The organism is Arthrobacter sp. Soil764 (genome assembly GCF_001428075.1).
Classification (GTDB): Bacteria; Actinomycetota; Actinomycetes; order Actinomycetales; family Micrococcaceae; genus Arthrobacter.
Genome location: NZ_LMSI01000005.1, coordinates 83,783 through 110,034 on the forward strand (window position 1 = coordinate 83,783; position 26,252 = coordinate 110,034).

Here is a 26,252-nt window from a genome sequence, read left to right on the forward strand (position 1 = left end):
GCGTTATCCGACTGCAGTGCCGAAGAGCAGGCCCAGCAGGTACGTGATGGCGGCGGCGCCCAGGCCGATGGCGAGCTGCCGCAGGCCGCGGGTCAGCGGGGAGGTGCCGGAGAGCAGGCCGACTGCGGCGCCGGTGGCCAGGAGGGCAACACCGACCAGGACCCCTGCCACCACCAGCGCGGCGACCCCGGTCAGGCCGAACAGGAACGGCAGGATGGGCACGATGGCGCCGGAGGCGAAGAAGCAGAAGCTGGACAGCGCCGCGCCCCAGGCCGTGCCCACGGCCTCGTGCTGGTCCTCTTCCTCCGGCAGGTCCGGCTGGAGCGACAGGCTGGGGTCGCAGTCGCAGGACAGCAGCCCCATGCGCTCGGCCACCCGGTGTTCCGCCGCTTCACGGGACATGCCGCGGGCCAGGTACACCAGGAGGAGTTCGTTGTGCTCAAGGTCCAGCTTGGGTGCTGCCGCCAGGGTGATCTGCGTGGGGCGGGTGGCGGCCAGCAGTTCGCGCTGGGAACGGACGGAGATGAATTCGCCGGCGCCCATGGACATGGCACCGGCCAGGAGCCCGGCGATGCCGCTCAGCAGCACCACAGTGCTGGCCACACCGGATGCCGCCATGCCCATCACCAGGGAGAGGTTGCTGACCAGGCCGTCGTTCGCGCCGAAGACCGCTGCGCGGAACGTGCCGGCCAAACGGTTGCGGCCGCGGGTGGCCAGGCCCCGGACCACTTCCTCATGGATCTGCTCATCGGCAGCCATGGCTGGTGTCGCGTTGGGGTCCTTGGCGTACGGGGAGCGGCCCTCGGCGCGCTGGGCGAGGGCCAGTACAAACACGGAGCCGAAGTGCCGCGCCAGGAAACCCAGGAAACGGCTTCGCGCGGAGGCCCTCTTTGGCTTGCCCGCGTGATCGCCCAGCAGGCCCAGCCAGTGGGCCTCGTGCCGGCCTTCAGCCTCCGCCAGGGCCAGGAGGATGGCCCGCTCTTCACCCTCGCGGTTCTGGGCGAGGTCCCGGTAGACCGCGGCTTCCGCGCGCTCATCGGCCAGGTACTGGCGCCACCTCTTGATGTTCGACGGCGAGGGCTGGCTTTGCGGCGTGTGCGCGGCCTCCGGCGGCGTGGCATGGGAATTGGAACGGGCGTGCTGCGACACTGGTAACTCCTGGGCTGGAAAGGGCATGTTTTCGCGCCTTTGCCCTGCCAGCGTACTGCGAAATTCCGCGGTTTTTTGGCTGGCAAACCTCGCTGGGAAGTTTCGGTTCGCCGTAAAACTTCGGCTTTTGCCGCCGCCGTTCACTGTCCTTGCAGGTGCCGCCGCGTCTATTGACCCGTCCGCCCGGCTGGTGCTGTGATGAAGGTGTGGCGCAGCCTGCGCCCTACCTGAAAGAGCACGTCAGGCGAACAACGGAGGTTGAATCATGAGCACCACCGGACAGCACCCGGACATGCCGCACCTGGACGCCGTAGAAGCGGACCCCGCCTACGATTACGCCGAGGATGCACCGGTAGACGATGCCGATTGGGACGCGGAGGACGAGTTCCTTGACGAGGAGGAGCCGGTGGTCCAGCCGCCGCCGGTGATCATCGACGCCGAGGACCGCGAGGTCCCGCTGGACGACGACGAGCCCCGCGACAGTGAAGGCTAGAAACACAGGGGAGTAGGACTTACGACGGCGGCGCCTCCTTTCGCTTCACGGTGAAAGGAGGCGCCGCCGTCGTACCTAATGCTTATTCCGCCTTAGTGCTTGTGCAGGGTCAGCGGCCGGCGAGGACGTCCTCGGGTGCTTCCTCTGCCTCCTGCCCTGCGACGCGGAGCTGCCAGGCGCGCATCACCGCGGGGTCGGTGGGGCGGGTGAGCAGCGACGCCGCGATATAGACAACCGCGGAGGCGATGAGGCCGTAGTAGATGGGCTCGTTGGCGTAGATGCCGTCCAGCGGGGCCTTGGCGTTCACTTCCAGGATGATCATGGTTCCCAGGGTCACCACGGAGCCGACGGCCATGGAGGCCGCGGCCGCCACGCCGGTGCCGCGCTTCCACACCAGGCCGCCGAGGATGGCCACCAGGAGGCCGCCCACCAGGATGTCGTAGGCGATGGTCAGGGCCGCCACCACGTCCTTGGTGATGATGGCGATGACGATGGCCACGATGCCCAGAGCCAGGACCCAGATGCGGTTGGCCTTGACGTCATGCTCCGGGTTCTCCGTGTCACCGGTGTTGATGTCCTTGCCGAACCAGCCGGCCACGAACGGCAGCACGTCGGCGCGGGCAACGGTGGCGGCGGCGATGAGGGCGCCGGATGCCGTGGACATCATGGCGGCCACCGCCGCGGCCAGGACCAGCCCGCCGATGCCGACGGGGAGCAGGTTCTGGGCCACTTCGGCGTAGACGTCGTCCTTGGCGGCAATCTTGACGTTGGACAGGGCCACGTTGGCCGCCATCCCGATCAGCGCGCCGGCCACACCGTAGAGGATGCAGTAGATGCCGGCGGTGGCGCCGCCCCAGCGGGCCACCTTGGGCGTCTTGGCCGTGAACACACGCTGCCAGATGTCCTGGCCGATCAGCAGGCCCAGGGTGTAGACCACGAAGTAGGTGATGATCGTCTGGACGCCGATGCCGTCCATCTGGAAGAAGCTGGCATCCACGCGGCTCCGGATGCCGTCCAGGCCGCCTGCGGCGTTCAGAGTGAACGGGAGCATGAGGAAGAAGATGCCCACCGTCTTGATGACGAACTGGACCTGGTCCGCAAGGGTGATGGACCACATGCCGCCAATGGTCGAGTACACCAGGACGATTGCGCCGCCGATGGCAATGGCCAGTGCCCGGTCCAGGCCGAACAGCACGACGAAGATGGTGGCGTAGGCACCCGTTGAGGTGGCACACAGCATCAGCGTGTAGGCGAGCATGACGATGCCGGAAGCTTCGGTGGCCTTGCTCCCGTAGCGGAGGGTGAGCATCTGGGACACCGTGTAGATCTTCAGCTTCTGGATGGTCCCGGCAAAGAGCAGGCTGAGCAGCAGTACGCCGGAGCCAATTGCCACCACCAGCCACATGCCGGAGATGCCGAACTTATAGCCAAGCCCTACGCCGCCCACTGTGGATGCCCCGCCCAGGACGACGGCGGCCATGGTTCCCGTGTAAAGGAACGGTCCCAGCCGGCGGCCGGCAACGAGGAAGTCGCTGTTGTTCCTGGTGCGGGACTTGCCCCACCAGCCGAAGGCCAGCATTGCGAGCAGATACACCACCACGATGGCGATGTTGATGGAACTTGCATCCATAGTTGGCTCCTTGGAGCTGTTTCGGGTGTGGTGCCGGGGCAAAGGGTGCCCGGCAACGCGGCGGACGAACGAAGAGGGGATCCTGCTTTTGACCTATAGGCAACAGGAGTTTCACAGATTAGAGTGTGACGGCGGCAACAGTCAAGGACGCGGACGCGGGTTGCCGTTCCCGTGTGGCAAGCGCGTGTCACAAAAGCGCTGCCGATTAGTATGGCTCGAGAGTGGAGCCGGACTGCCGGCCGTGAAAGGTTCGTACATGAAGGCACTGCCAGTTGAGCCCAGCAATGTCCCTGTTGCCATCGGCTCCAGGATTCGGGCCGCCCGGCAGTCCCAGCGGCTCACCATCGAGCAGGTTGCCGATGCCACGGGCCTGACCAAAGGCTTCCTCAGCCGGGTGGAGCGGGACCTGACGTCGCCGTCGGTCGCCTCCCTGGTGACGCTCTGCCAGGTGCTGTCGATTTCCATTGGTGATCTTTTCGCGGCGCCGGAAACCCACCTGACCAAGCGGAACGATGGCCCGCGGATTTCGCTCGGCGGCCAAGGCATCGTTGAGCGGCTCCTGACGGCACGCTCGGAACGCCGGGTCCAGATCATCCAGGCCGTGATCGAGCCGCATGGCCGCGGCGAGTCCGAACTCTATGCGGTGGACTGCGACGTGGATGTACTGCACGTGATCAAGGGGTCCATCAAGCTGATCCTCACCAACGAGGAATACGACCTCAATACCGGCGACACCGTGACCTTCCCCGGCCGCGAACCGCATACCTGGATCAACCCCACGGACAAGCCGGTCGAGGTGCTCTGGGTCCTGGTCCCTGCCGCCAGCCGGTAGTCCGGCCGCCAGCGGCAACCCTCTTCGCCCGGCTCTTGCGTCACGCGGAGCAGCTTTTGGATGGCTGCCAGCCGGCGCACCCTTGAAAACACGCGGTTCCTGTCGCTTCCCGCTGCCCAAAGCGTGCTGTGCGTGACGCGTTGCTGCCAAAGCGGAGAACCGCTGGTAAACAACTGATGCCCTGAGGAAAACAGGGGTGTATGATTGCAGTCACACCAGTCCCTCAACTCCTCGAAGGAGAGGCCTCCATTGGAAGAGCTGCGCATTGAAGCCAACGGCAACCTTGGCCCCATCGATTCATCCCGGATTCCCCGCTATGCCGGAGCTGCCACCTATGCCCGCCTGCCCCGCCTGGACCAGGTGGAAAAAGCCGATGTGACCGTGGTGGGCGTGCCCTTCGATTCAGGTGTTTCCTACCGCCCAGGAGCCCGCTTCGGCGCTAACCACGTCCGCGAGGCCAGCAGGCTGCTGCGCCCCTACAACCCGGCCTGGGACGTTAGCCCGTTCGAGAACATCCAGGTGGCCGACGCCGGGGACATGGCCGTCAACCCGTTCCACATCAACGAAGCCATCGAGACCATCCAGCAGAACGCGCTGGACCTCACCGCCGCCGGGAGCAAGCTGCTGACCCTGGGCGGGGACCACACCATCGCGCTGCCGCTGCTCCGGGCCGCCGCAGAGCGCGCCGGCGGACCCATCGCCATGCTCCACTTTGATGCCCACCTGGACACCTGGGACACCTACTTCGGCGCTGAATACACCCACGGCACGCCCTTCCGCCGCGCGGTGGAGGAAGGCATCCTGGACACCGAGGCCATCAGCCACATCGGCACCCGCGGCCCGCTCTATGGGAAGAAGGACCTCGACGACGACCACCGTTTTGGGTTCGGTATCGTCACCTCCGCGGACGTCTACTACCAGGGCGTGCTGGAAACCGTGGCCAAGGTCCGCGACCGGATCGGCAACCGCCCGCTGTACATCTCCGTGGACATCGACGTCCTGGACCCGGCCCATGCGCCCGGCACCGGCACCCCCGAAGCCGGCGGCATCACCAGCCGCGAACTTCTCGAGATCATCCGGGGCTTCCGCGGCATGAACCTGGTCGGCGCCGACGTCGTTGAGGTGGCTCCCGCCTACGACCATGCCGAAATCACCGGCGTTGCCGCCAGCCATGTCGCCTACGAACTGGTGACCCTCATGGCGGACAATGCCGTGCCGGGAAGCCGCTTCGGAGCCGAGACCGGCTACCAGGCGCAGGCCCTGGGCCAGGAAGCACGCCGCCCCGCAGGTTTCGCCGCCGCCGGCAAGGAGTAGGGGTCGTGACCGAGATGGGCGCACCTGTCCCGGGGCAGGGGAGCGGTGCCCGCAACGGCGGGGACCTCGTCGTCGAGACCCTTGAAGCACTGGGCGCGAAGACCGTGTTCGGCATCCCGGGCCAGCATGCCCTGGGACTGTTCGACGCGATGGGACGCGGCAACCTGCACTTCGTCTCCTCCAGGATCGAGAACAACAGCGCCTTTGCCGCTGACGGTTACTCCCGCGCCACCGGGGAAGTGGGCGTGCTGTTCCTGTCCACCGGCCCGGGCGCGCTGACGTCTCTTGCAGGCTTGCAGGAGGCCTACGCCACGGGTGTGCCCATGGTGGTGGTGGCAAGCCAGATTCCATTGGAGGGGCTGGGTGCCCGGCGCAAGGGCATGCTGCACCAGCTTGATGACCAGAAGGCGTCCGCGGCCAACGTGACCAAGAGCCAGCGCTTGATCCAGCATGCCTCGGGCATCCCGTCCGCCATCCAGGATGCCTGGACCGAGGCCATCTCCTCGCCCCAGGGCCCGGTCTGGCTGGAAATCCCGCAAAACGTGCTGCTGGACCCCATCATGGTGCCTCCGGTGGAGGATGCCCTGGCGGAGGCGGCGGACAACCCGCCGCGCATCGAACTGGTGCGGGAGGCCGTGAAGTGGCTGGAAGCCGCCAAGCGCCCAGCCATCATCGCCGGCGGCGGAACCCGCCGCGGCAAGGCCGAGAAGTCCCTGCTGTCGATCGCGGAGAAGCTGCGCGCCCCGGTGATCTGCACTCCGGGCGGCAATGGTGCATTCCCCTGGAACCACGAGCTGTCGCTGCAGGCCTGGATCGAGGACCGCTACATGACCGACGTCCTGGAGGACGCCGATGTACTGGTGGTGGTCGGCTCCTCCCTGGGCGAGGTGACCTCCAACTACTTCACCTTTGAACCGCGCGGGCGGATCATCCAGATCGACGCCGAGCCCCGGGTCCTCGAGTCCAACCGGCCCGGACTGGGCATCCGCGCCGACGCCGCCCAGGCGCTCGCCGCCCTGGATGAGGCACTGAAGTCCGAAAGGACCACCACTCCCGATTGGCACGGTGCCGCTCCCGAGGCGCTGGTGAAGGAGTCGCTCGCCAAAGTCCGTGCCCGGCTGGAGTCCCAGGACCTGGCCAAGGAGCTGAAGTTCATGGCCGATATCCGCGAGGCTGTGCCGGCGGACATGCAGACCTTCTGGGACATGACCATCGCCGCCTACTGGGGCTGGTCCTGCTGGGACGCGCGGCAGGGGCAGTTCCACTCCGCTCAGGGGGCCGGCGGCCTGGGCTTCGCGTTTCCCGGTGCCATCGGTGCGGCCGTGGGGCTGGAGACTACAGGCAGGCCCGGACGCGTCCTGGCCGTCTCCGGCGACGGCTCCTCGATGTATTCCATCGCCGAACTTGCCACCGCGAAACAGCACAACGTGCCGGTCACCTGGCTGATTGTGGACGACGGCGGCTACGGCATCCTGCGCGAATACATGGTGGGTGCATTCGGCAAGGCCACCGCCACCGAACTCGCGCGCCCGGACTTCGTCAGGCTTGCCGAGTCCTTCGGCGTCCCCGCCACCAGGGTTGCACCGGAGGATGTGGGGGACGCGCTCAAGGCGGGCTTCGCCGCGGACGGTCCCAACGTCGTCGTGGTTGAAACCCTCCTGAAGATGTTCAGCCCCACCCATTTGGACCGCTGAGCGGCTCCTGCTGCCGCTGGCGCTCCCTCACTTCCCGGGCTGCCCGGAGGAAGTGGGGGAGCGCATGCGTTTAAGGCCCCGGACAAGCAATTCGTTTCCCTAAGCAACCTTTTTCTGATACAGTTGCTTGCAGCAACTAATTCTTTAGGGAGCATCATGTCTGTCGCACCGGCCACTGCAGCCGACCTCGTCAGCACCATCTATGACCTCCAGCGTGCACTGCGCTGCGTCACCATGATCAACGTCAAAGGACAGGACACCGGCATCGCCCTTCAGGGCGTGCTCAGGTTCATCGGCGAAGGGGAGACCCGGGCCGCGCACCTGGCCGAGCGCCTGGGGGTCAGTCCTCCAGTGCTCAGCCGGCATGTGGCCGAGCTGGCGGATGCGGGCCTGGTGGTCCGTACTCCGGATCCGCACGACGGCAGGGCGCAGCTGCTGGCACTGTCCCCGCGCGGAGAGGAAAAGCTCGCAGAGGTGGTGCGGCACCGGACGGAGACGCTGCAGGCGTACCTCGCCGACTGGAACGAGGGCGACGCCGTGGCAACGGCCGCGATGCTGAGCAAGCTCACCGCATCCCTGAAGAATTCCATCCGGGCAAGGGCGGCCGGAACCACCACCGAACACGAAACGCAGGAGTCCATTAATGGCTAACGTCACCGCCGCCGCGGACCAGGAACAGGAGCGCCAGCGCCAACGCAGCGCCAAACAGGAGTCGCGGCAATCCAAGCGCCACGAACCCGGCGCTGTCATGAACCACCGGCAGATCATGGAGGCTCTGACAGGCCTCCTCGCCGCCTTCTTCACCGCAATCCTCAGCAGCACCATTGTGGCCAACGCGCTGCCCACCATCATGTCCGAGCTCAAGGGCACCCAGACGGACTTCGCGTGGGTCATCACCGCCGCGCTGCTGGCCAACGCCGCCACCACCCCCATCTGGGGCAAACTCGCCGACCTCTTCGACAAGAAGGTCCTGGTCCAGCTCAGCATCGTGATCTTCGTGGCCGGCTCGGTCATGGCCGGTTTCTCGGAGAACATCCCGTTCCTGCTCACCGCCCGCGTCATCCAGGGCATCGCCATGGGCGGGCTCACCGCGCTGGCGCAGGCGATCATCGGCTCCATCATCCCGCCGCGCGAACGCGGCAAGTACTCCGGCTACATGGGTGCCGTCATGGCTGTGGGCACTGCCGGCGGTCCGCTGCTCGGCGGCTTCATCGTGGACAGCTCGCTCGGGTGGCGCTGGACGTTCTTCGTCTGCGTGCCGCTCGCCGTCGTCGCCCTCATCCTGCTCCAGGTCACGCTCAAGGTTCCGCACGTCAAGCGCCCGGCCAGGATCGACTGGCTCGGTGCCATCCTGCTCACCTCCGGCGTCAGCTTGCTCCTGGTCTGGGTCTCCTTCGCCGGCAAGGCCGACTACTACGACTGGTGGTCCTGGCAGACCGCGCTGATGGTGGGCGGCGGCGTCCTGCTGCTGGCGCTGCTGGTGCTGGTTGAATCCAAGGTGTCGCAGCCGATCATCCCCCTGAAGATCATCTCCGAGCGCACCACCGCCCTGGCCATCGTGGCTTCCGTGGCCGTCGGCGTGGCCATGTTCGGCTCCTCCACCTTCCTGGGCCAGTACTACCAGGTGGCCCGCGGCGCCACGCCCACTGAGGCCGGCCTGCTGACCCTGCCCATGATCGCCGGAAACCTCGTTGGCTCGGTAGTGTCCGGCCAGCTGATCAGCCGCTACGGAAAGTGGAAGCGCTTCCTGATCGGCGGCACCATCCTGCTGATCGGCGGCCTGGCGCTCGCAGGGACCATGGACCACACCACCGAACTCTGGCTGACCGGCCTCTACACCGGCATCTTCGGCATCGGCCTGGGCATGCTGATGCAGAACCTGGTCCTGGCCGTCCAGAACACGGTCCGCGCCCAGGATATTGGCTCCGCGAGTGCCTCCGTTGCCTTCTTCCGCTCGGTGGGCGGCGCCATCGGCGTGTCCGTCCTGGGAGCCGTCATGGCCAACCACGTCAAGGACCTGGCTACCGACGGGCTGGCAAAGCTGGGCATCCAGGCCTCCGGGAACAGCGGTGCCACGCTGGACCTCAAGGACCTGCCCGCGCCGGTGGCGGACGTCATGCGCGCCGCCTACGGGGACGCCACCGCAGGGATCTTCATGATCTCCGCCATCGTGAGCGCCGTTGCCCTTCTCGCCGTGATCTTCATCAAGGAAGTGCCGCTGCGCAAGACCGTGGACATCACCCCCGAGGCCACGCTGCAGGCCAACGCCGCCGGTGAAGCGGGAATGACGGCCATGACCGGCCAGCTGCCCATGGTCTCTCCCGCCGCGAACGGGGATGCCCCCGCCGGGACCGGGATGCCTGCCAGGAGTGCCGCACGTGCAGGCACGGCCGGGGCACCGGCAAAAATGTACGACGGCGGTGCTGCCGCTGCCGCCGCGGCGTCCGGCCGGGTGGCCACGGACGACTTCGAGGAAGCCTTTGCCCGGAGCTTCCGATCCGAAGGGCTGGACCTGGGCTCCGTTGACGCGGCCTCCGTTGACACCGTCCCTGTTGACGCCCTCTCAGCCGGGACTGTGGGCAAGGCTGCCGACGCCGTGGCAAGCGCCGCCGCCACCCTGCAGAAACTGCAGGACACCCAGCACCTGCTGGCCCGCCAGCAGGCGGAACTGGGCGGCCTGGTGCTGGACATCCAGGAGCAGCTGCGCTCCCAGCAGGAAGTGGCGGCCCAACAGGCAGCCACCGCCGCGGAGCTGGGCAGGCTGCAGCGCAAGCTGCTGAAGGAGCGCAAGGTCCAGGCGGCCGCCGCGCTGTACCTTGCCGGGCGCGGCAAGCACAGTGCTGCAGCACCGTCCGCCGCCGCTCCGTCGGCCAATGCCCCGTCTGCCAATGCACCGTCCGCAGGCGCCGGTTCGGAGCAGGGCGCCGCGCAGTAGGCCCCACTTAATAGGGCCTCGTCCAGTATGGCTCCGCGCAACAGCCTGTCGCTGCCGGAGCCGCCAGGCCCCAGCGAAGGCATTACAAAAGCCGCAGCCCGCACCGGAAAACACTTCCCGGTGCGGGCTGCGGCTTTTACTGTCCGTTGCCGGTTTGCGGGCCCCGGCCCCCTTCCGCGCAGGAGTTCCGGTCGGAAAAGTGGCATCCACAGGGACCCAATGTCGGTGGGCGTCACTAGAGTTGAGTCCATGCTCCTCACGCTCATACGGCGCTACTCCAAACCGTATTTTCCCTACATCCTTGCTGTGGTTATTTTCCAGCTCGCATCCACCATCGCGGCCCTCTACCTGCCCAGCCTGAACGCGCAGATCATCGATGAAGGGGTGGCCCGTGGGGACACCGGTTTCATCTGGCGCACCGGCGCTGTGATGCTCCTGGTGGCGTTCGCCCAGGTGGCGGCGGCCATCGCCGGCGTCTACTTCGGCTCCAGGACGGCAATGGCGGTGGGCCGCGACCTGCGCCGCGCAGTATTCCGGAAAGTTACCAGTTTCTCCGCCAAGGACGTCAACACCTTCGGAGCCCCCACGCTGATAACCCGCGGCACCAATGATGTCCAGCAGGTGCAGATGCTCCTGCTGATGGGGCTGAACTTCATGGTTGCCACCCCCATCATGTGCATCGGCGGCATCATCATGGCGCTGCGGGAGGACATCAACCTGTCCTGGCTGGTGTGGGTGTCCGTCCCGCTGCTGGCCGTGGTGGTGGGATACCTGGTGGTCCGGCTCATGCCGCTGTTCCGCTCGATGCAGCGGAAGATCGATCGGATCAACGCCGTCCTGCGTGAACAGATCATCGGTATCCGGGTGGTCCGGGCCTTCGTCCGCGAACCCTATGAGACGGACCGGTTCGGCGGGGCCAACAAGGAACTCACGGACGTCTCGCTGCGCATCGGCGCCCTGTTCGTCCTGATGTTCCCGGCCATCAGCATGATCCTGCACCTGTCCACTGCCGCAGTGCTCTGGTTTGGCGGGCAGCGGGTGGACGCCGGTGCCATGCAGGTAGGGTCGCTGACCGCGTTCCTGCAGTACCTGCTGCAGATCCTGATGGCCGTCATGATGGGCACGTTCATGGCCATGATGATCCCGCGCGCCTCAGTCTGCGCGGACCGCATCGGTGAGGTGCTCGGCGTCGAACCTTCCATCCACGACCCCCTGCACCCGGTGGCGCCGGCCGCCCTGGAAGGCGTGGTCGAATACCGCAACGTCACTTTCGCGTACCCTGGCGCCGAATCACCGGTGCTCAGCAACATCAGCTTCACTGCACGTCCGGGGCAAACCATCGCGATCATCGGGTCAACGGGCGCCGGCAAGACGTCCCTGCTGTCCCTCCTGCCGCGGCTGTACGACCCCGCAGAAGGCCAGGTGCTGCTGGACGGCGTCCCGGTGGACAGGCTGGACCGGGCGGAGATCACCAAACGCGTCGCCCTGGTGCCGCAGCGTCCCTACCTGTTCTCCGGCACCATCGAGCACAACCTCCGGTTCGGCAAGACCGAGGCAACCGAGCAGGAACTGTGGGATGCGCTCAGGGTAGCCCAGGGTGAATCATTTGTCCGGGAAAAGAAGAACGGACTCGATTCCCGGATCTCCCAGGGCGGCACCAACGTCTCCGGTGGCCAGCGCCAGCGTCTGTGCATCGCCCGTGCGCTGGTGACCAAACCGCGTGTCTACCTGTTCGATGACTCCTTCTCCGCCCTGGATGTCGCCACTGACGCCCGGCTGCGTGCCGCCTTGAAGCGCATTACCTCGGACGCCACCGTGATCATCGTGGCCCAGCGGATCTCCACCATTACCGAGGCCGACCAAATCCTGGTCCTGGACAACGGACGGATCGTGGACCGCGGCACGCACGAGGAACTCCTGGAAACCTCGCCCACCTACCAGGAAATCGTCGAGTCCCAGCTGAGTGTGGAGGAAGTGGCATGAGCCCCCGGAAGAAAGGCTCCACCCCCGAGGAAGAAATGCCACTGTCAGCCCAGGCACCGGCAGGGGAGGCGCAGCCGGGCGCAGGGGCAGCGGAGGATGACGACTTCTTCGAGGAGGAGTTCACGCCCTCTGAAGCGGACGGGGATATGTTCGGCGGCATGCCTGCCAAGAAAGCCGAGCATTTCTGGCCTTCTGCAAAACGGCTCATGGGTCTGCTCAAGCCGGAAGCGTTGGGCATCTACGCCGTAGTGGGCCTGGTGGTCATATCCGTGGTGCTTAACGTCATCGCCCCCAAGATCCTGGGCCAGGCCATGGACGTCATCTTCGCAGGAGTAGTGGGCCGGCAGCTGCCCGCGGGAGCAAGCAAGGAACAGTTCGTATCCGGCCTGCGCCAGCAGGGGCAGGACAATTTCGCGGACATGGTGTCCCGCATGGAACTGGTGCCAGGTACCGGCATCAACTTCGACAAGCTCAGCATGCTCATCGCCATCGTCCTGCTCATGTACTTCGTGTCGAACATCTTCATGTGGCTGCAGGGGTACGTGCTGAACCGGATCGTCATGAAGGTCATCCGGCGGCTGCGTGACGATACCGAGAGCAAGCTGAACCGGCTGCCGCTGAACTACTTCGACACGCGGCAGCGCGGCGACGTGCTGTCCCGGGTGACCAACGACGTCGACAACATCCAGCAGGCGCTCCAACAGGCCTTTGCCCAGCTGGTCAACTCTGTGCTGACCGTAGTGGGCATTGTGATCATGATGTTCATCGTGTCCTGGCAGCTGGCGCTGATTGCGCTGGTCGCCCTTCCGCTGTCCGGCGTGGCCGCGGGCACGATCGGGGTCCGGAGCCAGAAGCTCTTCGCAGCCCAGTGGAAGAACACCGGCTCACTGAACGGCCAAATCGAGGAGTCCTTCTCCGGGCACGATCTTGTCCGCGTCTTTGGCCGTGATGCGGACATGCTGGCCCGTTTCGAGGAACGCAACGAGGCCCTGTACGAAGCAAGCTTTGGAGCACAGTTCGTGTCCGGGATCATCTTCCCGGTCATGCAGTTCGTGTCCTACCTCAGCTACGTGGGCATCGCCGTGGTGGGTGGCCTGCGCGTGGCATCCGGTGCCATGTCCCTGGGCGATGCCACCGCGTTCATCCAGTACTCGCGGGAGTTCACCCAGCCGTTGGGCCAGATGGCGGGCATGGCCAACATGCTCCAGTCCGGCGTTGCGTCCTCCGAGCGCGTGTTCGAGTTCCTGGACGCCGACGAACAGGATGCCGAAACAGCCACCGAACACTTGCCCGCAAAGACCGACGGGCACGTGGACTTCAAGAACGTCACGTTCAGCTACACGGAGGACAGGAAGCTCATCGAGAACCTGTCCTTCACGGCCGAACCGGGAAACACCGTGGCGATCGTGGGCCCCACCGGCGCCGGCAAGACCACGCTGGTGAACCTCGTCATGCGGTTCTACGAGCTCAACTCCGGCTCCATCAAGCTCGATGGGGTGGACATCACCCACCTCAGCCGCTCCGAGCTGCGTTCCAAGGTGGGTATGGTCCTGCAGGACGCGTGGCTGTTTGGCGGCTCCATTTACGACAACATCCGCTACGGCAACCTCGACGCCACCCACGAACAGGTGATGGCCGCCGCGAAGGCCACCTTCGTGGACCGCTTCGTCCGGGCGCTGCCCGAGGGCTACAACACCGTGATCGATGAAGAAGGCAACAACGTCAGTGCCGGGGAGAAGCAGCTGATCACCATTGCCCGGGCGTTCGTGGCAAATCCCTCGCTGCTGATCCTGGATGAGGCCACCAGCTCCGTGGATACCCGCACTGAACTCCTGGTGCAGAAGGCCATGGCGGCGCTGCGCTCGGACCGGACAAGCTTTGTGATCGCGCACCGGCTGTCAACCATCCGTGATGCCGATACCATCCTGGTCATGGAGAACGGAAGAATCGTGGAACAGGGTAACCATCAGGTGCTCCTTGAAGCCGGAGGCGCTTACCACCGCCTCTACATGTCGCAGTTCGCGGGGGCGGACGCCGGGGAAGTACCGGTGGATGATTCGACGGCGGTGCACAGCTGAGCGCGCAGCAGGCCCAGGCAGCCCAGCGGCTGCAGCGGCAGGACCACGCACACGAAACCGCGGACGGCTCGGGGGAGCATGGCGGCGGCCGGATCGAGGTCCTGGTGCCCATGCGCTGGGGCGACATGGACGCCTACGGCCATATCAACAATGTCCAGATCGTGAGGATGCTGGAGGAGGCGCGGATCGCCGCCTTCGGGCCGCCCCGGGGCGCGGGTCTTCCGGGAATTGAGCCTCCCGTATCACTGTTCAACGACGTCCCGGAGGGCACCCTGGCGCTGGTGGTTGACCACAAGATCCGCTACGTCAGGACGCTGGAGTACCGCAACATTCCGGCCGTGGTGCAGGTCTGGATTGGTGCCGTCAAGGGGGCCAGTTTCGACATCCACTACCTGCTCCAGGACCCGGTCACCCGTGAGGACTGTGTGAAGGCCAGCAGCCACCTGGCGTTCGTGGACGAAGCCACCGGCCGGGTGCAACGGCTCACCCAGGAACAGAAAGATCGGATGGCCCCCTTTAGGCAGTAAGCCTCTGGACAGGGCTGCACTGGACACACTGGACTGGAACAACCACCAACTGGAACAACCACCCACTCGAAAGGAAGCCCCGATGGCCAGGAACAAGATCAGTGCCGGCAGGAAGAAGAAGACTTGGAAGGAAATGTCCCCGTCCGGTAAGGCGGGAATCATCATCACGGCGGTCGTCCAGATGTCCCTGTTGGTTGCTGCCCAGCGGGACATCTCGCGCAGGCCCGCTGAGCTGATCAATGGGCCCAAGGCTGCGTGGCGGGCGGCGTCCTTCATCAATTTCATCGGCCCCATGGGGTACTTCGTCTTCGGCAGGAAGCGGCCTGGCACAGGCATGTAGCCCCTGCCTGGCAGAAGGGCGGCCGCGCCCTTTGGAGCGGCCGCCCAGCTAAACCCTGTAAATTTGAGGGCATGACCCCCACTGCCACTGTTGCCATGACCCGCGCCCTCGGCATCTCCAAGGAGATAGAGGATGCGGCATGGTTCGTGCTGGGGCCGGGTCTGCAGGGGAAGGCTTCACCCCTGGACGGCCGCACCAGGACGTGGTCGGTTCCGGCGGCGGCGGAGTTGCTCGACCGGCTGGACCGGGGCATCGCCGACTCCAAGGCCCCGATGATGACCAACCTCCGCGAAAACCTGGAGGGCGCCACCCGCGGGGCCAAGCAGCTGGCCGTGGAGCTGCTGTTCCTGCAGTCACTGCCGCTGGCCCACGAGGTGAAGTCCCTGAAGGTCAAGCGTGCCCGCGTGGCCGAGGCCGCCGGGTGGCTGGAGCCGCCGCTGGAGCTTCCGGATGAGCTGTATGCGGGCATGACGGACCACGGCGTGATCCGCGACCGGACCGCCGAATTCAACTGGACCATCTGGGACCACCTCAAGTGGCTGTGCCGGTTTGTGCAGAACGTGGCGCAGCGGCCTGCAAGCGTGGTGCAGGCCGCCATCAAGGACCCGCTCCAGTTCCACCTGCTCGCCGCCTCCACTCCGGACGATCAGCCGGCCATCCGCCGCAGCATCGAGTTCCTCGCCTGGCCCAGCTACTTCGAGCCGGTGGTGGCGGACGTGGAGCGGCAGGAGATCCGGGACGCGTTCGCCTCGCTGGTGGGCGGCGCCAAGGGCGACAGCGAAGAGGACATCACTGCGGACATCCACCGCATCCGGCTGCACCTGGACGAGCAGGCCGGCCAGCGCATCGACTGGTACTCCCGCCAGCTGGTCAGCCAGTGGCGCAAAGTGGGTGACCCCGGCCGGCGGGCCTGGCTGCTCCGTACGCACAGCGACCACGCCGAGCTCCTCACAGCCTGGCACGGAGAGGAGAAAGTGACCCTCGACGTCGAACATCTCCGCCACCTGGACCCCGGCGTCACCGCCGGCCTGGTCCAGCACGCCGTGGACGAGGACTACAAGCACCTTGGCTATGTGGAGCGCGAGGACACCAAGACCGCGGTTTTTGCCTTCCTGACCGTCATGAAGCCCGGCGACCTGGTGCTCTACCAGCATGCCGGGAGCGTCCGGCTGGGCGGCGTGCTGGGGGAGCCCGAGTACAACGATGACAACCGCCGGCTGCGGCGCAAGGTGCGCTGGTTCGACGACGGGCACACCACCACCAGCCTTCCCAGGCACGTCCAGCGCCAACTCGCCACCCCCGGCATCGTGGTGGACGTGACCCGGGTGGTGCAGGCGCTGCAGGCGCTGCTGCCTGCCGAGGCAGAAACCGAGCCCGACGGCGACACTGACGGTGCCGCCGTCGTCATTCCTGTACAGGAGGGCTTCCGCCCGCTGACGCAGGAATTCGCGGCGTCGCTGCATATGGAGCTGGAACCGCTCCAGGAGATCGCGGACCTGCTGGAGGAGAACCGCCAGTTGGTCCTGTACGGGCCTCCGGGCACCGGCAAGACCTACCTGGCCAAGCACCTGGCAGCGGAACTGGCGGACGACAGCACTGACGAGCGCGTCAAGCTGGTGCAGTTCCATCCGTCCTATGCCTATGAGGACTTTTTCGAGGGCTACCGGCCGGACAAGACGGACGAGGGCCAGGTGTCCTTCAAACTGGTGGCCGGCCCGCTGCGCCGGCTGGCAGAGGAGGCCGCCAAGCCGGGCAACGAGAAGAAGCCGTACTTCCTGATCATCGACGAGATGAACCGCGCCAACCTGGCCAAGGTGTTCGGCGAGCTGTACTTCCTGCTGGAGTACCGGGATGACCGGATCTATCTGCAGTACAGCCCCAACGAACCGTTCACGTTGCCGGACAACCTCTACATCATCGGCACCATGAACACCGCGGACCGCTCCATCGCCATGATGGATGCGGCCATCCGCCGGCGTTTCTCCTTCATCGAGCTGCACCCGCAGACTGAGCCGGTCAAGGGTTCCCTGCTCCGGTTCCTGCAGGCCAGGCAGCTGGACACCACCCCGGCGCTGCTGCTGGACGCGCTGAACGAGGCCATTGACGAGTGGGACCGCGACCTGATGATCGGCCCGTCCTACTTCATGAAGCCTGCGGCCCAGACCCCGGCCGGGCTGCGCCGGATCTGGAAGTACGAGCTGATGCCGCTGCTGGAGGAGCACTACCACGGCCAACTGACCCGGGCGCAGCTGGAGGAGCGCTTCGGGCTGGACCAGCTGCTGGGACGCGTTGCAGCGCGCTGACCCCCGGGCGTCCGTACGGCACCTGGTCCTGGATGAGCTCTCCGGCGGCCTGGTGGAACGGCTGGACGCGCCCAGCGCTTCCTTCCTAAACTCCAGCGGCCTGGCCAAGGCGTCCCCCATGGGCCTGGGGCTGTACCGGATTGAGCCGGTGGGCAAGGTGGGCTCCGTGCGGACACCCACAATCCAGCTGGACGTCCGGCCCAAGGACCGGCTGGGGCTCAGCCGGCTCCTGTTCCTGCTCAGCTATGCGGGGGAGCAGGGCTTCCGGCCAGACCTGGTGGCCGCTGACGAGGACCGGGACCTGTGGAGCGCCCTGGCCGAATCGCTGGCGCAGCTGGCCGAGCGCGCCCTGGGCCGCGGCGTGCTGCAGGGCTACCTGACCGTGGACGAGTCGCTGCGGACGGTCAAGGGCAGGATCCGGATTTCGGACCAGATCTCCCGCCGTCCCGGGATGCTTGTTCCCCTGGAGGTCTCCTACGACGAGTTCACCGAGGACATTGCGGAGAACAGGATCCTGCGCGCCGCGCTGGAGCGCATGGGGCAGGTGCCGGGGGTCAGGCCCCAAGTGCTGGGCCGGCTGCGGCAATTGAAGGGAAAGCTCGACGCCGTCACGCACCTTCCGTCCGGCGCCCCGGTGCCGCCGTGGAAGCCCACCAGGATGAACCTGCGGTACCACGCCGTGCTGCGCCTGGCAGAGCTGATCCTGCGGAACGCATCCGCCGAGGCCGGGGAGGGCAAGCATCAGACGGCCTCGTTCGCGGTGGACATGGCCCAGGTGTTCGAGGACTTCGTAGGGACGGCCCTGCGCGCGGCGATGGCCGCTTATCCGGGAGAACTGCGTCTCCGGTACAACGCCCTCCTCAGTGAGGCGGTGCGTGATTCGGACCGCCTGTCAGTGCGGCCGGATGCGGTCCACATGCTCGGTGGCCGGCCGGTGGTGGCCTACGACGCAAAGTACCGTGCGGCCTCGGATGCCGGTGCTTCCCTCACCGCCGACCACTACCAAATGCTGGCCCACTGCACCGCGCTTGCGGTACCCGCCGCCTGGCTCGTCTACGCAGGCAGGGGCGAAGTGAAACTCCGCCGCATTCTGAACACCGACATCGACATCGTGGAGTTCCCGCTGGATCTCAGCCAGCCGCCGTCGGCCATCCTGGCCTCCGTCGGCGAACTCGCCCGCCAATCCTGGGGCGAAGTGGTCCGTCAAGCCCGGAACGACTGACGCGTCCGGCTGCCCGTCGCCGTCGTCCTTTCACACCGGCACACGGAACGTAAACGTGGTTCCTTCGCCCAAGGTGCTGTCCACGCCGATGGTGCCGCCGTGTGCCTCGACGATTGCCTTGCTGATGGGCAGGCCCAACCCCACGCCCGGGATGGCCGTGCGACGGACGCTGCTGGTGCGGAAGAATTTGGCGAACACTTCGGAGGAGTCCTCCGGGCTCATGCCCATGCCGGTGTCGCTGACGCGGCAGGCGAGGTGCCCGTCCTCCTGTGCCAGGGACACCACCACTTCGCCGCCATCAGGCGAGTACTTGATGGCGTTGGACACCAGGTTGTCCAGGACCTGGGAGATCCGGGCGCTGTCCACGTGGGCCTCCAGGCGGTTGGGCGCTTCGGCCCGCAGCTCAACCCCGGCGGCGGCTGCCCGGGGGATCGCCGAGGACACGCTGCTGCGTACCAGTTCGGCCACATCCACTGCGTGGGGCGTGACGATCAACTGGCCGTTCCGGCTGGACAGGAGGTCCGAGACCAGGGTCAGGAGCCGCTCGGAATTCCGGCGGATGATCTCCAGCATGTCCCTCTGGGGCCCTTCCGGGTCCTCGGCCAGCAGGATCTCCACGTACCCCAGGATGGAGGTCAACGGTGTGCGGAATTCGTGGGAGACGCTCGAGACGAAGTCGTCCTTGGCGGTGAGCGCGTTCACCAGGTCCGTCACGTCGCTGAAGACGATTACGGAGCCGGCGAAGTTGCCGTCGGAATCCTTCATGGCGCGCGCCGTGGTCACCAGGGCCCGCTGGTCCTTTCCCTCACCCAGCCACACCAGGTAGTCAGTGAAGGTTTCGCCCAGTACGGCGCGGCGCACCGGCCGGTCCTCCACGGGAACCAGGGTCTTCCGGTCCGGGCCATAAACCAGCAGCTGTGACTCGTTGGGGTCGGCAATTTCCTTTGGCCGCGCCAGTTCGTGGTTGGCGCGCTGCTTCCGGTTCATCAGGACGTCATGGCCGTCGGCGTCAACGGCCAGCACGCCCAGGTGCACGGTCTCCAGCACGGTGTTCAGCAGTGACTCCTGGCGTTTACTCACGCGCAGGTTGGCCCGCAGCTGTTCGTCCTTTTCCTCCAGTTGGCTCTGCTGGCGCATCATGCTCAGGGTCAGGACGCTCACGGAGACGCCGATGCCCAGCATCATCACCGGCAGCAGGAGCGACCGGGCGAAGTCCTGCGGCGTGTAGTTCCCCTTCAGGAGCAACGGCACCCAGATGATGGCCAGCGGTCCCAGGAAGGAGAGCCACAACGCAGCCCGCGGGTAGTAACCGGACGCGCAGAGCCATATCACCGGGAACACGGCCAGCAGGCTGATGCCCGCTAGGCTTTCCTGGCCGCCTTCCCGGCCGGCCGCGATGGAGAAGAAATCCAGCAGCGGGATGGCCAGGAAGCTGGTGTAGGGCAGCCGCTCCCATGGGATGAGGTAGCAAAGCGCCATGATGGCCAGCTGAGAGATGAGGAAGGTGACGAACAGGGGGTTGTCCATGGTGCCCGGGAAGAAACCCCACACCAGCAGGGCAGTCAGGATGGTGGTCACGAACAACGGCATTTGGCTTAAGGCCACCCGGTCCGTCAACCGGTATTCATGAAAGGGGCGCTTGAAAAACCGCAGACGTCCGGAGGACCAGGCCGTGGGGTTGCTCATGGCGTGGTAGACGCGGATGTCGGGGTGTGCAGGGCCATAGCAGCAGGATATCGGCAGCCAGCTATACTTCTGACGTTGGCACTGAGGGGGCTCTATGAGTGAGGCACGTGTGGGTCTGGTCATCGAGGATGACCACGACATTCGGGAACTGGTTCGCACTGTGCTGACCCAGGCTGGCTTTGACGTGAGTGTCGCCAGCGGCGGCGCCGAGGGCGTCCTGATGGCCAAGAGCCTGAATCCTGACGTCATCACCCTGGACCTGGGGCTCCCGGACATCGACGGGTTCGAGGTTTCGCGGCAGATCCGGGAGTTTTCCGATGCCTACATCGTGATGCTTACGGCGCGCGCCGAGGAACTGGACACCCTGATCGGGCTTGAATCGGGTGCCGATGACTACCTCACCAAGCCGTTCCGGCCGCGGGAACTGCGCGCCCGGGTAGCAGCGATGATGCGGCGGCCGCGCTCCGTTCCCGACCCCGCTGAGGTTGCGGTGGACGCTTCTTCCCCGGACGGCACTGCCCACCCCGAACGCGGAAACTTCAGCCACAACGGCCTTGAGCTCAGCTACGCTTCCCGCACGGTGGCCGTCGACGGTAAAGAAATGAACCTGACCCGCACGGAGTTCGAGCTCCTGTACGCGCTCCTGGAAGCCGGCCGAACGGTCCGGACCAAGTCGGACCTGGTGCGGCGCCTCCGCGACGAGGATTACGACGTCGGCAGCTACATCAGCGAGGCCGACGAACGTTCCGTGGAGGTCCACATGGGAAACCTGCGCAAGAAGCTGGGTGACTCGCCGCAGCATCCGCGGTGGCTGCAGACTGTCCGTGGGGTGGGCTACCGCTTGGCGCCGGGGCAGCACTGAGCCTGCAGCCGGTGCGTGGTTTGCCTGCTGCACTGGGTGATGGGCCGCAGGTAGGTGGCCGCCAGCCTGGGCAGTGCCACCGACATGTCAGCGTGGCGCGCCTGGGCCCGGATCTCGTTCTCCAACTCCAGGGCAAGTCCGGCCAGCCGCTCGGCTCCCACCATTTGGCTTGACGTTTTCAAGCTGAGCACGGCGTCCATGGAGCCGTCGAGGTCTCCGGTGGTCAGCGCCAGCCGCAACTTGCCCAGCCGTTGTGGCAGGAGCTCAATGAAGTTCCCGACGAAGACCAGGGTGTACCCCTCTTCCTCCTCGAGTTCTTCCCGCAACCGGTCCAGGACGGACTGGTCAACCAGCGGTTTGGGCGCATCATCTGAAGTGCTCATGACACTCCTTTCTGCTGGAATTGCGGACCCGGGAAACACGGCGGCTATGCGGAGGTGCTTCGTCTTTTCAGGTTAGGACCGTTCCCCTGAGCCTGCAGAAGACCCGGCAAGAATTGCGGTTTTCTTGATGGGGCATCAGATTCCGCCCATGCAGCAGCAGTGGCTTCGCCGGGAAGCCTGCGTCATCCGCCGGTTTCGAGGAAGTCCACCAGCTGGGTTTCGAGGGCAGACCGGTCCTTCAGTTCGCACTCCCAGACCGTCAGTACGTCCCAGCCGGCGTCTTCGAGCTGGCGGCGCTGGCCTTCGTCGCGCTCGCGGGTCCTGGTGCGCTTTGCGGCCCAGAAGTCGGCATTGGCTTTGGGCGCGTGCAGGCCCACCCTGCAGTCATGGAAATGCCAGAAGCAGCCGTTCACAAAGATCACCTTGTGCCGGCCTGCGAAAACGAGGTCTGGATTGCCTGGCAGTTTGGTGCTGCCGGATCTGCCGTGCAGGCGGTAGCGGTAGCCCTTGGCGTGCAGGAGGCGGCGGACCAGCAACTCAGGTTTGGTGTTCTTGCCGCGGATCCGGGACATGTTCCAGCTGCGCTGCTCGGGGGTGAGCTTGTCTGCAGTGGGCCGGTCCGCCATCCTTCCAGTCTAGGAGGGCCTAGATCTCCCGTTCGGGCTGTTCGCCGAACACGAAGTGCCGGCCGCTGACGGACTTCGGTTCTATCTCCACGTAGAAGTCCTTGAGTGTTGGAACCCAGGTCTTCAATCCGAGTTGCTCAATGGCTGCGAGCTCATCCGAATTGCTGAGGACCCGTGCTGTCCCCCTGAGGACAACGGACCAGGCCTCCTGAGACAGGATGCCGTCCGTTTCGAACAGCACCTGGGCGTTGATGGTGAGCTGCGCGAGCTTGTTTCCCGGAGCCGTCCGAAGATAAACCTTTCGGTTCGAGGTCACATAGTTCACCGGGAAAATGTCCGGTTCCCCTGCAACAGAAACCACCAGCCGCCCATGCTGCGTTGCCGCCAACAGACGCCACGACTGCTCATCATCGAGTTCCAGGACGGGATTGCCGTCCGCGTGTTCAAACATCATGCGGTCATTCTTCTACTAGGGGTAGAAATGCGCCAGAGGCTTTGTACCCCCACCTCCGACTCTTTGTGACAGGTCCGTCAAGGCTTAACACTCCGGAAACAGGCTTGTGACCGTGCTGTCTTTCCTGCTGGATAGCGTCGCTCGCAGGGCCGTGACGGCATCATCCAAACGAAAGCGAGGCACCCAATGGGCAGCGACTTGGATTCAACGCAACTACTGGAGCCGGCGGCACCTGCCGGTGCCGCCGTCGTCGGACCTTCTCCGGCAAGCACGACGGCGGGCAACACCGCCGCGCTCAACGCCACCAAGGAAAGCCTGGAGGACTACACGCTGCGGTTTGCACCGCGCTCCTACCGCAAGTGGAGCGCCGGGGTGGTGGCCACCAGTGCGCTGGGCGGCATCGCCTACCTGGCGGACTTCTCGATCGGGGCCAACATCGGCATCTCGTACGGTACGGTCAATGCGATCCTGGGAATCCTGGTGGCCGCCGTCGTCATCTTCGCCACCGGATTCCCTCTGGCCTATTACGCTGCCCGGTACAACATCGACCTGGACCTGATCACCCGCGGATCCGGCTTCGGCTACTACGGGTCGGTGGTCACGAATGTCATTTTCGCGACCTTCACCTTCATCTTCTTCGCGCTGGAGGGCTCCATCATGGCGCAGGGGCTGGAGCTGGGGCTCGGCATCCCGCAGTGGCTGGGGTACGCAGCCTCCACCGTCATCATCATTCCGCTGGTGATTTACGGGATGAACACCCTGGCCAAGCTGCAGGTGTGGACCACCCCGCTGTGGCTGCTGCTCATGGTGGTTCCCGTGGGATACCTGCTGGTCTCGCACCCGGAGAGCATTGACAGCTTCTTCGCGTACACGGGTGCGTCCGGTGACGGTGGACCGAACCTGGCGTCCGTCATGCTGGCCGCCGGCGTGTGCCTGTCCCTCATGGCGCAGATCGCCGAGCAGATCGACTACCTCCGGTTCATGCCGCCCCGCACGGATGCCAATAAGGGTGCCTGGTGGCGTGCAGTGATCCTCGCAGGTCCGGGCTGGGTGATCTTTGGTGCGATCAAGCAGATTGTGGGCCTGTTTATCGCCATCTACCTGATCGCCACGCTGGATCCCGCCGCCTCAACTACCGCCAACGAGCCGGTGCACCAGTTCCTGGGCGTCTACCAGGAGATGATGCCGGCCTGGCTGGCCATGACGCTGGCCGTGGTGCTGGTGGTCATCTCGCAGATCAAGATCAACGTCACCAATGCCTATTCGGGCTCGCTGGCGTGGACCAACTCGTTCACGCGCATCACCAAGACGTACCCGGGCCGGATGGTGTTCGTCGTGGTGAACCTGCTGATCGCGCTGGTCCTGATGGAAGCGAACATGTTCGACTTCCTCAATACCATCCTCGGGTTCTACGCCAACTGCGCCATGGCATGGGTGGTCACGGTGGCGTCCGATATCGCAATCAACAAGTACCTGCTCAAGATCTCACCGAAGGTGCCGGAATTCCGCCGCGGCATGCTCTACGCGGTGAATCCTGTTGGGTTCGTGTCCATGCTGGTGTCCGCCGGGGTTTCCATCGCAGTGTTCTTTGGGGCGTTCGGTGCCGCGATCCAGCCGTATTCGCCCATTTTCGCAGTGGGCCTGGCGCTGGTGCTGCCGCCGGTGCTTGCCGTTTTGACGGGCGGGCTGTTCTACCTGCGGCGTTTTGACGACGGGATCGACCTGCCAATGTTCGACGCCGACGGGAACCCGAGTGACGCCAAGCTCCTGTGCCATGTGACGGGGCTGGAATTTGAACGGCCGGACATGGTGCGTTCCGGACAGGACGGGCCCGACGGCGCCATCCAGTACGTTTCGTCGCTCGCCTTGTCCACTGACAAGACGGGGGAGTTGGTGCTGCCGGCCCAGCCTTAGCTTCCACAGTTTTTGTTGAGAAGGCCAGCGCATCTGATGCGCTGGCCTTCTCTTTTGAGTTTTATGTGAGTCCGGCCGGCTGGTAGAACCAAGGGTGAAAGCCTGTGGATAACTCTTATCGCTGAAATGTGATGTGGGCTACCCTTAAGGCACTGTCCAGAGCAAGCCGTCTAAAACTACTGGGGGAATAGCGGCCCATGACATCGCATAACAGTCGTACGGCCGGGGATGGCATGCGGTTTGGCGCCATAGCCATTGTTGTTGCTGCCTCACTTTTGCTGGCCGGATGCTCCGGTGGAGCACCTGCGGATCCTGGGACGTCATCTCCCACGGCAGCGGCGTCCACTTCGCCCAGCGCCACGCCCACTCCGACGCCGACCCCCAGCGCCGTCTACAAACCCGCCGACGCGTCGGGCCCGGCCCAAAACGTGCCCGTTCCCGTGCTGCCCGATGTGGCCAAGACGGAGACGAAGGAAGGTGCAGAAGCTTTTACGAAGTATTGGTTCTCCGTTTTGAGCTACGCATATGAGACGGGTGACACTGTTGCTTTATCGAAGCTTTCCAAGGCTGAATGTATTTTCTGTCAAGGACTCGTTGACGATATCGAAGCTGCTTGGGCAGAAGGCAAGTGGATCTCTGGCGGCCAAATCGACATCCCGGTTGCGACGGCAAAGCCTTCCACTAGCGGCTCTATGCAGGTGATTCTTCAAGTGCTGCAGAAAGAATTGGTCATTCGCAACCAGGACGGAAGTCCGTATCAAGACAAGACGCCTGCAACAAATGCGGGCAGCGTCGCGATGGTGAAGTTTTCCGAAGCAGGATGGGTGGTTGACGATCTAGGGCTGATTCGGTAGCCATGGCTTACTTAGGCAAGGCGCTCGCAATTCTCGCCTGTTGCGCGGTGCTTTTGACGACATCGCCCCTGGATGTCCATGCCGAATCGGAGGGGAAGCCACGGATCGGTGGTGGCTTCATCGATACCGGAGTCCACGTCGGTGCCGATAATTGGGTGCCCAATCCAAATACTGGCGAATTTAGTCGTGCCGAACCCGGAACCGTAAGCTCCGATCCCAATGAGTACAAGTACGAGCTGCAATGCCACCTTGGCGGAGGGGACTTCGATACTCCTTGCCTTGCCCGCCAGCTCGACTGCAAGGACCGGGAAGACGGCGCCAAGGGCATTCCGGTCATGTGGCTGTCGCGGCCAAGAGGGGTACCAGGTGCGGTTTGGACGTACCACTCCGGTCCCACATGTTTTTACGATCCGAAGCCCGAGGATCTCCTGCCCCGGATCGCCGCCGATATCCAGCGGCAGTTCCAGAACCTGCCGGTCAGTGCCGGGAAGGTCACTGCGCAGCCCAGCCCCAATACCCTTCGAGGCGCCGAGACCAACTTTTACGCGGAAGCGGTTGAACAGCAGTTCGACATCACCATGTTCGGCCAACAGGTCCACGTGGTGGCAACCCCCGTCCAATACACCTGGAACTACGGCGACGGCACAGTCTTCGGCCCGCAACCGTCGATGGGCGGCGCTTTGCCCCAGGGCCGGTGGGGCGAGAAGACCCGGACCAGCCACGCCTACGCATCCACCGGAGACTTCCAGGTAGTGCTGACAACGTCATTCCAAGGCACCTATTCGGTCAACTCCGGCCCGCCCCTTCCGATCCCCGGCCAGGGCCAGTTCAACGCCCCGCCGCAAGGCATCAGCGTATGGCGCTCGCTCACCCGCAACTACGCAGACGACTGCAACGCCAATCCCCAGGGGCAGGGCTGTCCGGGTGCCGGAGCATCGCGCTAAGCGGGGAGGACGCGAGTAAAAGGACAGCG

General features: G+C 65.2%; 22 protein-coding genes. 16 read left to right on the plus strand and 6 right to left on the minus strand.

The genetic code is table 11. From position 1 onward, the window contains the following. Window positions 1–3: 3 nt before the first annotated feature. Window positions 4–1,149 (minus strand): VIT1/CCC1 transporter family protein, encoded by a 1,146-nt coding sequence (locus ASG86_RS05265; protein WP_056331283.1) that lies wholly within the window; start codon window positions 1,147–1,149, stop codon window positions 4–6. Window positions 1,150–1,414: 265 nt separating this feature from the next. On the opposite strand from ASG86_RS05265, the gene ASG86_RS05270 reads away from it, so the two are divergent. Beyond that, the gene (locus tag ASG86_RS05270) at window positions 1,415–1,642 is read left to right on the plus strand and encodes a hypothetical protein (protein ID WP_056331285.1); all 228 of its coding nucleotides are present in this window, start codon (window positions 1,415–1,417) and stop codon (window positions 1,640–1,642) included. Between the two features lie 109 nt (window positions 1,643–1,751). Here ASG86_RS05270 and ASG86_RS05275 read toward each other — a convergent pair whose 3' ends face one another. Next, entirely contained in the window at window positions 1,752–3,272 is a 1,521-nt protein-coding gene (locus tag ASG86_RS05275; RefSeq protein WP_056331287.1) for a sodium:solute symporter, read from the minus strand. 256 nt (window positions 3,273–3,528) lie between these two features. Between ASG86_RS05275 and ASG86_RS05280 the strand changes: the two genes are divergently transcribed. The 11 genes from ASG86_RS05280 to ASG86_RS05330 all read left to right on the plus strand — a co-directional run bounded on the left by ASG86_RS05280 (window position 3,529) and on the right by ASG86_RS05330 (window position 18,500). Beyond that, window positions 3,529–4,104 carry a helix-turn-helix domain-containing protein gene (locus tag ASG86_RS05280; RefSeq protein ID WP_056331290.1) on the plus strand — a complete coding sequence of 192 codons (576 nt, stop codon included), beginning with the start codon at window positions 3,529–3,531 and terminating at the stop codon, window positions 4,102–4,104. Between the two features lie 249 nt (window positions 4,105–4,353). Then, window positions 4,354–5,418: an agmatinase gene (gene speB / locus ASG86_RS05285; RefSeq protein ID WP_056331292.1), complete on the plus strand. Its 1,065-nt coding sequence runs from the start codon at window positions 4,354–4,356 to the stop codon at window positions 5,416–5,418. Window positions 5,419–5,432: 14 nt separating this feature from the next. After that, window positions 5,433–7,112: a thiamine pyrophosphate-binding protein gene (locus ASG86_RS05290; protein ID WP_056331375.1), complete on the plus strand. Its 1,680-nt coding sequence runs from the start codon at window positions 5,433–5,435 to the stop codon at window positions 7,110–7,112. 156 nt (window positions 7,113–7,268) lie between these two features. Then, complete coding sequence (locus ASG86_RS05295; RefSeq protein WP_056331294.1) at window positions 7,269–7,763, plus strand: MarR family winged helix-turn-helix transcriptional regulator; 495 nt, start codon at window positions 7,269–7,271, stop codon at window positions 7,761–7,763. Next, entirely contained in the window at window positions 7,756–10,047 is a 2,292-nt protein-coding gene (locus ASG86_RS05300) for an MDR family MFS transporter (protein WP_082566677.1), read from the plus strand. The genes ASG86_RS05295 and ASG86_RS05300 overlap by 8 nt, the downstream gene beginning before the upstream one ends. A 249-nt stretch (window positions 10,048–10,296) precedes the next feature. Further along, window positions 10,297–12,030, plus strand: a complete 1,734-nt coding sequence (locus tag ASG86_RS05305) for an ABC transporter ATP-binding protein (RefSeq protein WP_056331295.1) — start codon at window positions 10,297–10,299, stop codon at window positions 12,028–12,030. Then, window positions 12,027–14,108: an ABC transporter ATP-binding protein gene (locus ASG86_RS05310; RefSeq protein WP_056331297.1), complete on the plus strand. Its 2,082-nt coding sequence runs from the start codon at window positions 12,027–12,029 to the stop codon at window positions 14,106–14,108. Before ASG86_RS05305 ends, ASG86_RS05310 begins: the two co-directional genes overlap by 4 nt. A 110-nt stretch (window positions 14,109–14,218) precedes the next feature. Continuing rightward, the gene (locus ASG86_RS05315) at window positions 14,219–14,635 is read left to right on the plus strand and encodes an acyl-CoA thioesterase (protein WP_056331299.1); all 417 of its coding nucleotides are present in this window, start codon (window positions 14,219–14,221) and stop codon (window positions 14,633–14,635) included. 82 nt (window positions 14,636–14,717) lie between these two features. Continuing rightward, a complete protein-coding gene (locus ASG86_RS05320; protein ID WP_056331301.1) occupies window positions 14,718–14,975 on the plus strand; it encodes a hypothetical protein in 258 nt (85 codons plus the stop codon). Between the two features lie 71 nt (window positions 14,976–15,046). Continuing rightward, the gene (locus ASG86_RS05325) at window positions 15,047–17,278 is read left to right on the plus strand and encodes an McrB family protein (RefSeq protein WP_056331303.1); all 2,232 of its coding nucleotides are present in this window, start codon (window positions 15,047–15,049) and stop codon (window positions 17,276–17,278) included. Further along, complete coding sequence (locus ASG86_RS05330; RefSeq protein WP_200946157.1) at window positions 17,265–18,500, plus strand: 5-methylcytosine restriction system specificity protein McrC; 1,236 nt, start codon at window positions 17,265–17,267, stop codon at window positions 18,498–18,500. Before ASG86_RS05325 ends, ASG86_RS05330 begins: the two co-directional genes overlap by 14 nt. Window positions 18,501–18,530: 30 nt before the next feature. Here ASG86_RS05330 and ASG86_RS05335 read toward each other — a convergent pair whose 3' ends face one another. Continuing rightward, window positions 18,531–20,186, minus strand: coding sequence for a sensor histidine kinase (locus tag ASG86_RS05335; RefSeq protein WP_056331305.1), 1,656 nt, complete (start codon window positions 20,184–20,186; stop codon window positions 18,531–18,533). Between the two features lie 94 nt (window positions 20,187–20,280). Between ASG86_RS05335 and ASG86_RS05340 the strand changes: the two genes are divergently transcribed. Next, entirely contained in the window at window positions 20,281–21,048 is a 768-nt protein-coding gene (locus ASG86_RS05340; protein ID WP_200946159.1) for a response regulator transcription factor, read from the plus strand. Here ASG86_RS05340 and ASG86_RS05345 read toward each other — a convergent pair. From ASG86_RS05345 to ASG86_RS05355, 3 genes are all read right to left on the minus strand, one after another. Further along, on the minus strand, window positions 21,021–21,431 hold the full coding sequence (locus ASG86_RS05345; protein ID WP_056331308.1) for an Hpt domain-containing protein: 411 nt from the start codon (window positions 21,429–21,431) through the stop codon (window positions 21,021–21,023). The two genes, ASG86_RS05340 and ASG86_RS05345, sit on opposite strands and share 28 nt — an antisense overlap. A 182-nt stretch (window positions 21,432–21,613) precedes the next feature. Beyond that, window positions 21,614–22,057 (minus strand): very short patch repair endonuclease, encoded by a 444-nt coding sequence (locus tag ASG86_RS05350; RefSeq protein ID WP_056331310.1) that lies wholly within the window; start codon window positions 22,055–22,057, stop codon window positions 21,614–21,616. Between the two features lie 19 nt (window positions 22,058–22,076). After that, a complete protein-coding gene (locus ASG86_RS05355) occupies window positions 22,077–22,511 on the minus strand; it encodes a pyridoxamine 5'-phosphate oxidase family protein (protein ID WP_056331313.1) in 435 nt (144 codons plus the stop codon). A 186-nt stretch (window positions 22,512–22,697) separates the two neighbouring features. Between ASG86_RS05355 and ASG86_RS05360 the strand changes: the two genes are divergently transcribed. The 3 genes from ASG86_RS05360 to ASG86_RS05370 all read left to right on the plus strand — a co-directional run bounded on the left by ASG86_RS05360 (window position 22,698) and on the right by ASG86_RS05370 (window position 26,223). Next, complete coding sequence (locus tag ASG86_RS05360) at window positions 22,698–24,425, plus strand: purine-cytosine permease family protein (RefSeq protein ID WP_056331315.1); 1,728 nt, start codon at window positions 22,698–22,700, stop codon at window positions 24,423–24,425. A gap of 197 nt (window positions 24,426–24,622) precedes the next feature. Further along, on the plus strand, window positions 24,623–25,279 hold the full coding sequence (locus ASG86_RS05365; protein ID WP_056331316.1) for a DUF6318 family protein: 657 nt from the start codon (window positions 24,623–24,625) through the stop codon (window positions 25,277–25,279). A gap of 47 nt (window positions 25,280–25,326) precedes the next feature. Further along, window positions 25,327–26,223: a hypothetical protein gene (locus ASG86_RS05370; protein WP_235565105.1), complete on the plus strand. Its 897-nt coding sequence runs from the start codon at window positions 25,327–25,329 to the stop codon at window positions 26,221–26,223. Window positions 26,224–26,252 lie beyond the last annotated feature (29 nt).

What these genes read in the sequence shown, in the direction of transcription:
- ASG86_RS05365 (WP_056331316.1), top strand. Translation starts at nt 24,623, where the DNA reads ATGACATCGCATAACAGTCGTACGGCCGGGGATGGCATGCGGTTTGGC.
- ASG86_RS05340 (WP_200946159.1), top strand. Translation starts at nt 20,281, where the DNA reads ATGAGTGAGGCACGTGTGGGTCTGGTCATCGAGGATGACCACGACATT.
- ASG86_RS05360 (WP_056331315.1), top strand. Translation starts at nt 22,698, where the DNA reads ATGGGCAGCGACTTGGATTCAACGCAACTACTGGAGCCGGCGGCACCT.
- ASG86_RS05325 (WP_056331303.1), top strand. Translation starts at nt 15,047, where the DNA reads ATGACCCCCACTGCCACTGTTGCCATGACCCGCGCCCTCGGCATCTCC.
- ASG86_RS05295 (WP_056331294.1), top strand. Translation starts at nt 7,269, where the DNA reads ATGTCTGTCGCACCGGCCACTGCAGCCGACCTCGTCAGCACCATCTAT.
- ASG86_RS05270 (WP_056331285.1), top strand. Translation starts at nt 1,415, where the DNA reads ATGAGCACCACCGGACAGCACCCGGACATGCCGCACCTGGACGCCGTA.
- ASG86_RS05290 (WP_056331375.1), top strand. Translation starts at nt 5,433, where the DNA reads ATGGGCGCACCTGTCCCGGGGCAGGGGAGCGGTGCCCGCAACGGCGGG.
- ASG86_RS05350 (WP_056331310.1), bottom strand. Translation starts at nt 22,057, where the DNA reads ATGGCGGACCGGCCCACTGCAGACAAGCTCACCCCCGAGCAGCGCAGC.
- ASG86_RS05345 (WP_056331308.1), bottom strand. Translation starts at nt 21,431, where the DNA reads ATGAGCACTTCAGATGATGCGCCCAAACCGCTGGTTGACCAGTCCGTC.
- ASG86_RS05310 (WP_056331297.1), top strand. Translation starts at nt 12,027, where the DNA reads ATGAGCCCCCGGAAGAAAGGCTCCACCCCCGAGGAAGAAATGCCACTG.
- ASG86_RS05320 (WP_056331301.1), top strand. Translation starts at nt 14,718, where the DNA reads ATGGCCAGGAACAAGATCAGTGCCGGCAGGAAGAAGAAGACTTGGAAG.
- ASG86_RS05335 (WP_056331305.1), bottom strand. Translation starts at nt 20,186, where the DNA reads ATGAGCAACCCCACGGCCTGGTCCTCCGGACGTCTGCGGTTTTTCAAG.
- ASG86_RS05275 (WP_056331287.1), bottom strand. Translation starts at nt 3,272, where the DNA reads ATGGATGCAAGTTCCATCAACATCGCCATCGTGGTGGTGTATCTGCTC.
- ASG86_RS05355 (WP_056331313.1), bottom strand. Translation starts at nt 22,511, where the DNA reads ATGATGTTTGAACACGCGGACGGCAATCCCGTCCTGGAACTCGATGAT.
- ASG86_RS05300 (WP_082566677.1), top strand. Translation starts at nt 7,756, where the DNA reads ATGGCTAACGTCACCGCCGCCGCGGACCAGGAACAGGAGCGCCAGCGC.
- ASG86_RS05315 (WP_056331299.1), top strand. Translation starts at nt 14,219, where the DNA reads ATGCGCTGGGGCGACATGGACGCCTACGGCCATATCAACAATGTCCAG.
- ASG86_RS05280 (WP_056331290.1), top strand. Translation starts at nt 3,529, where the DNA reads ATGAAGGCACTGCCAGTTGAGCCCAGCAATGTCCCTGTTGCCATCGGC.
- ASG86_RS05305 (WP_056331295.1), top strand. Translation starts at nt 10,297, where the DNA reads ATGCTCCTCACGCTCATACGGCGCTACTCCAAACCGTATTTTCCCTAC.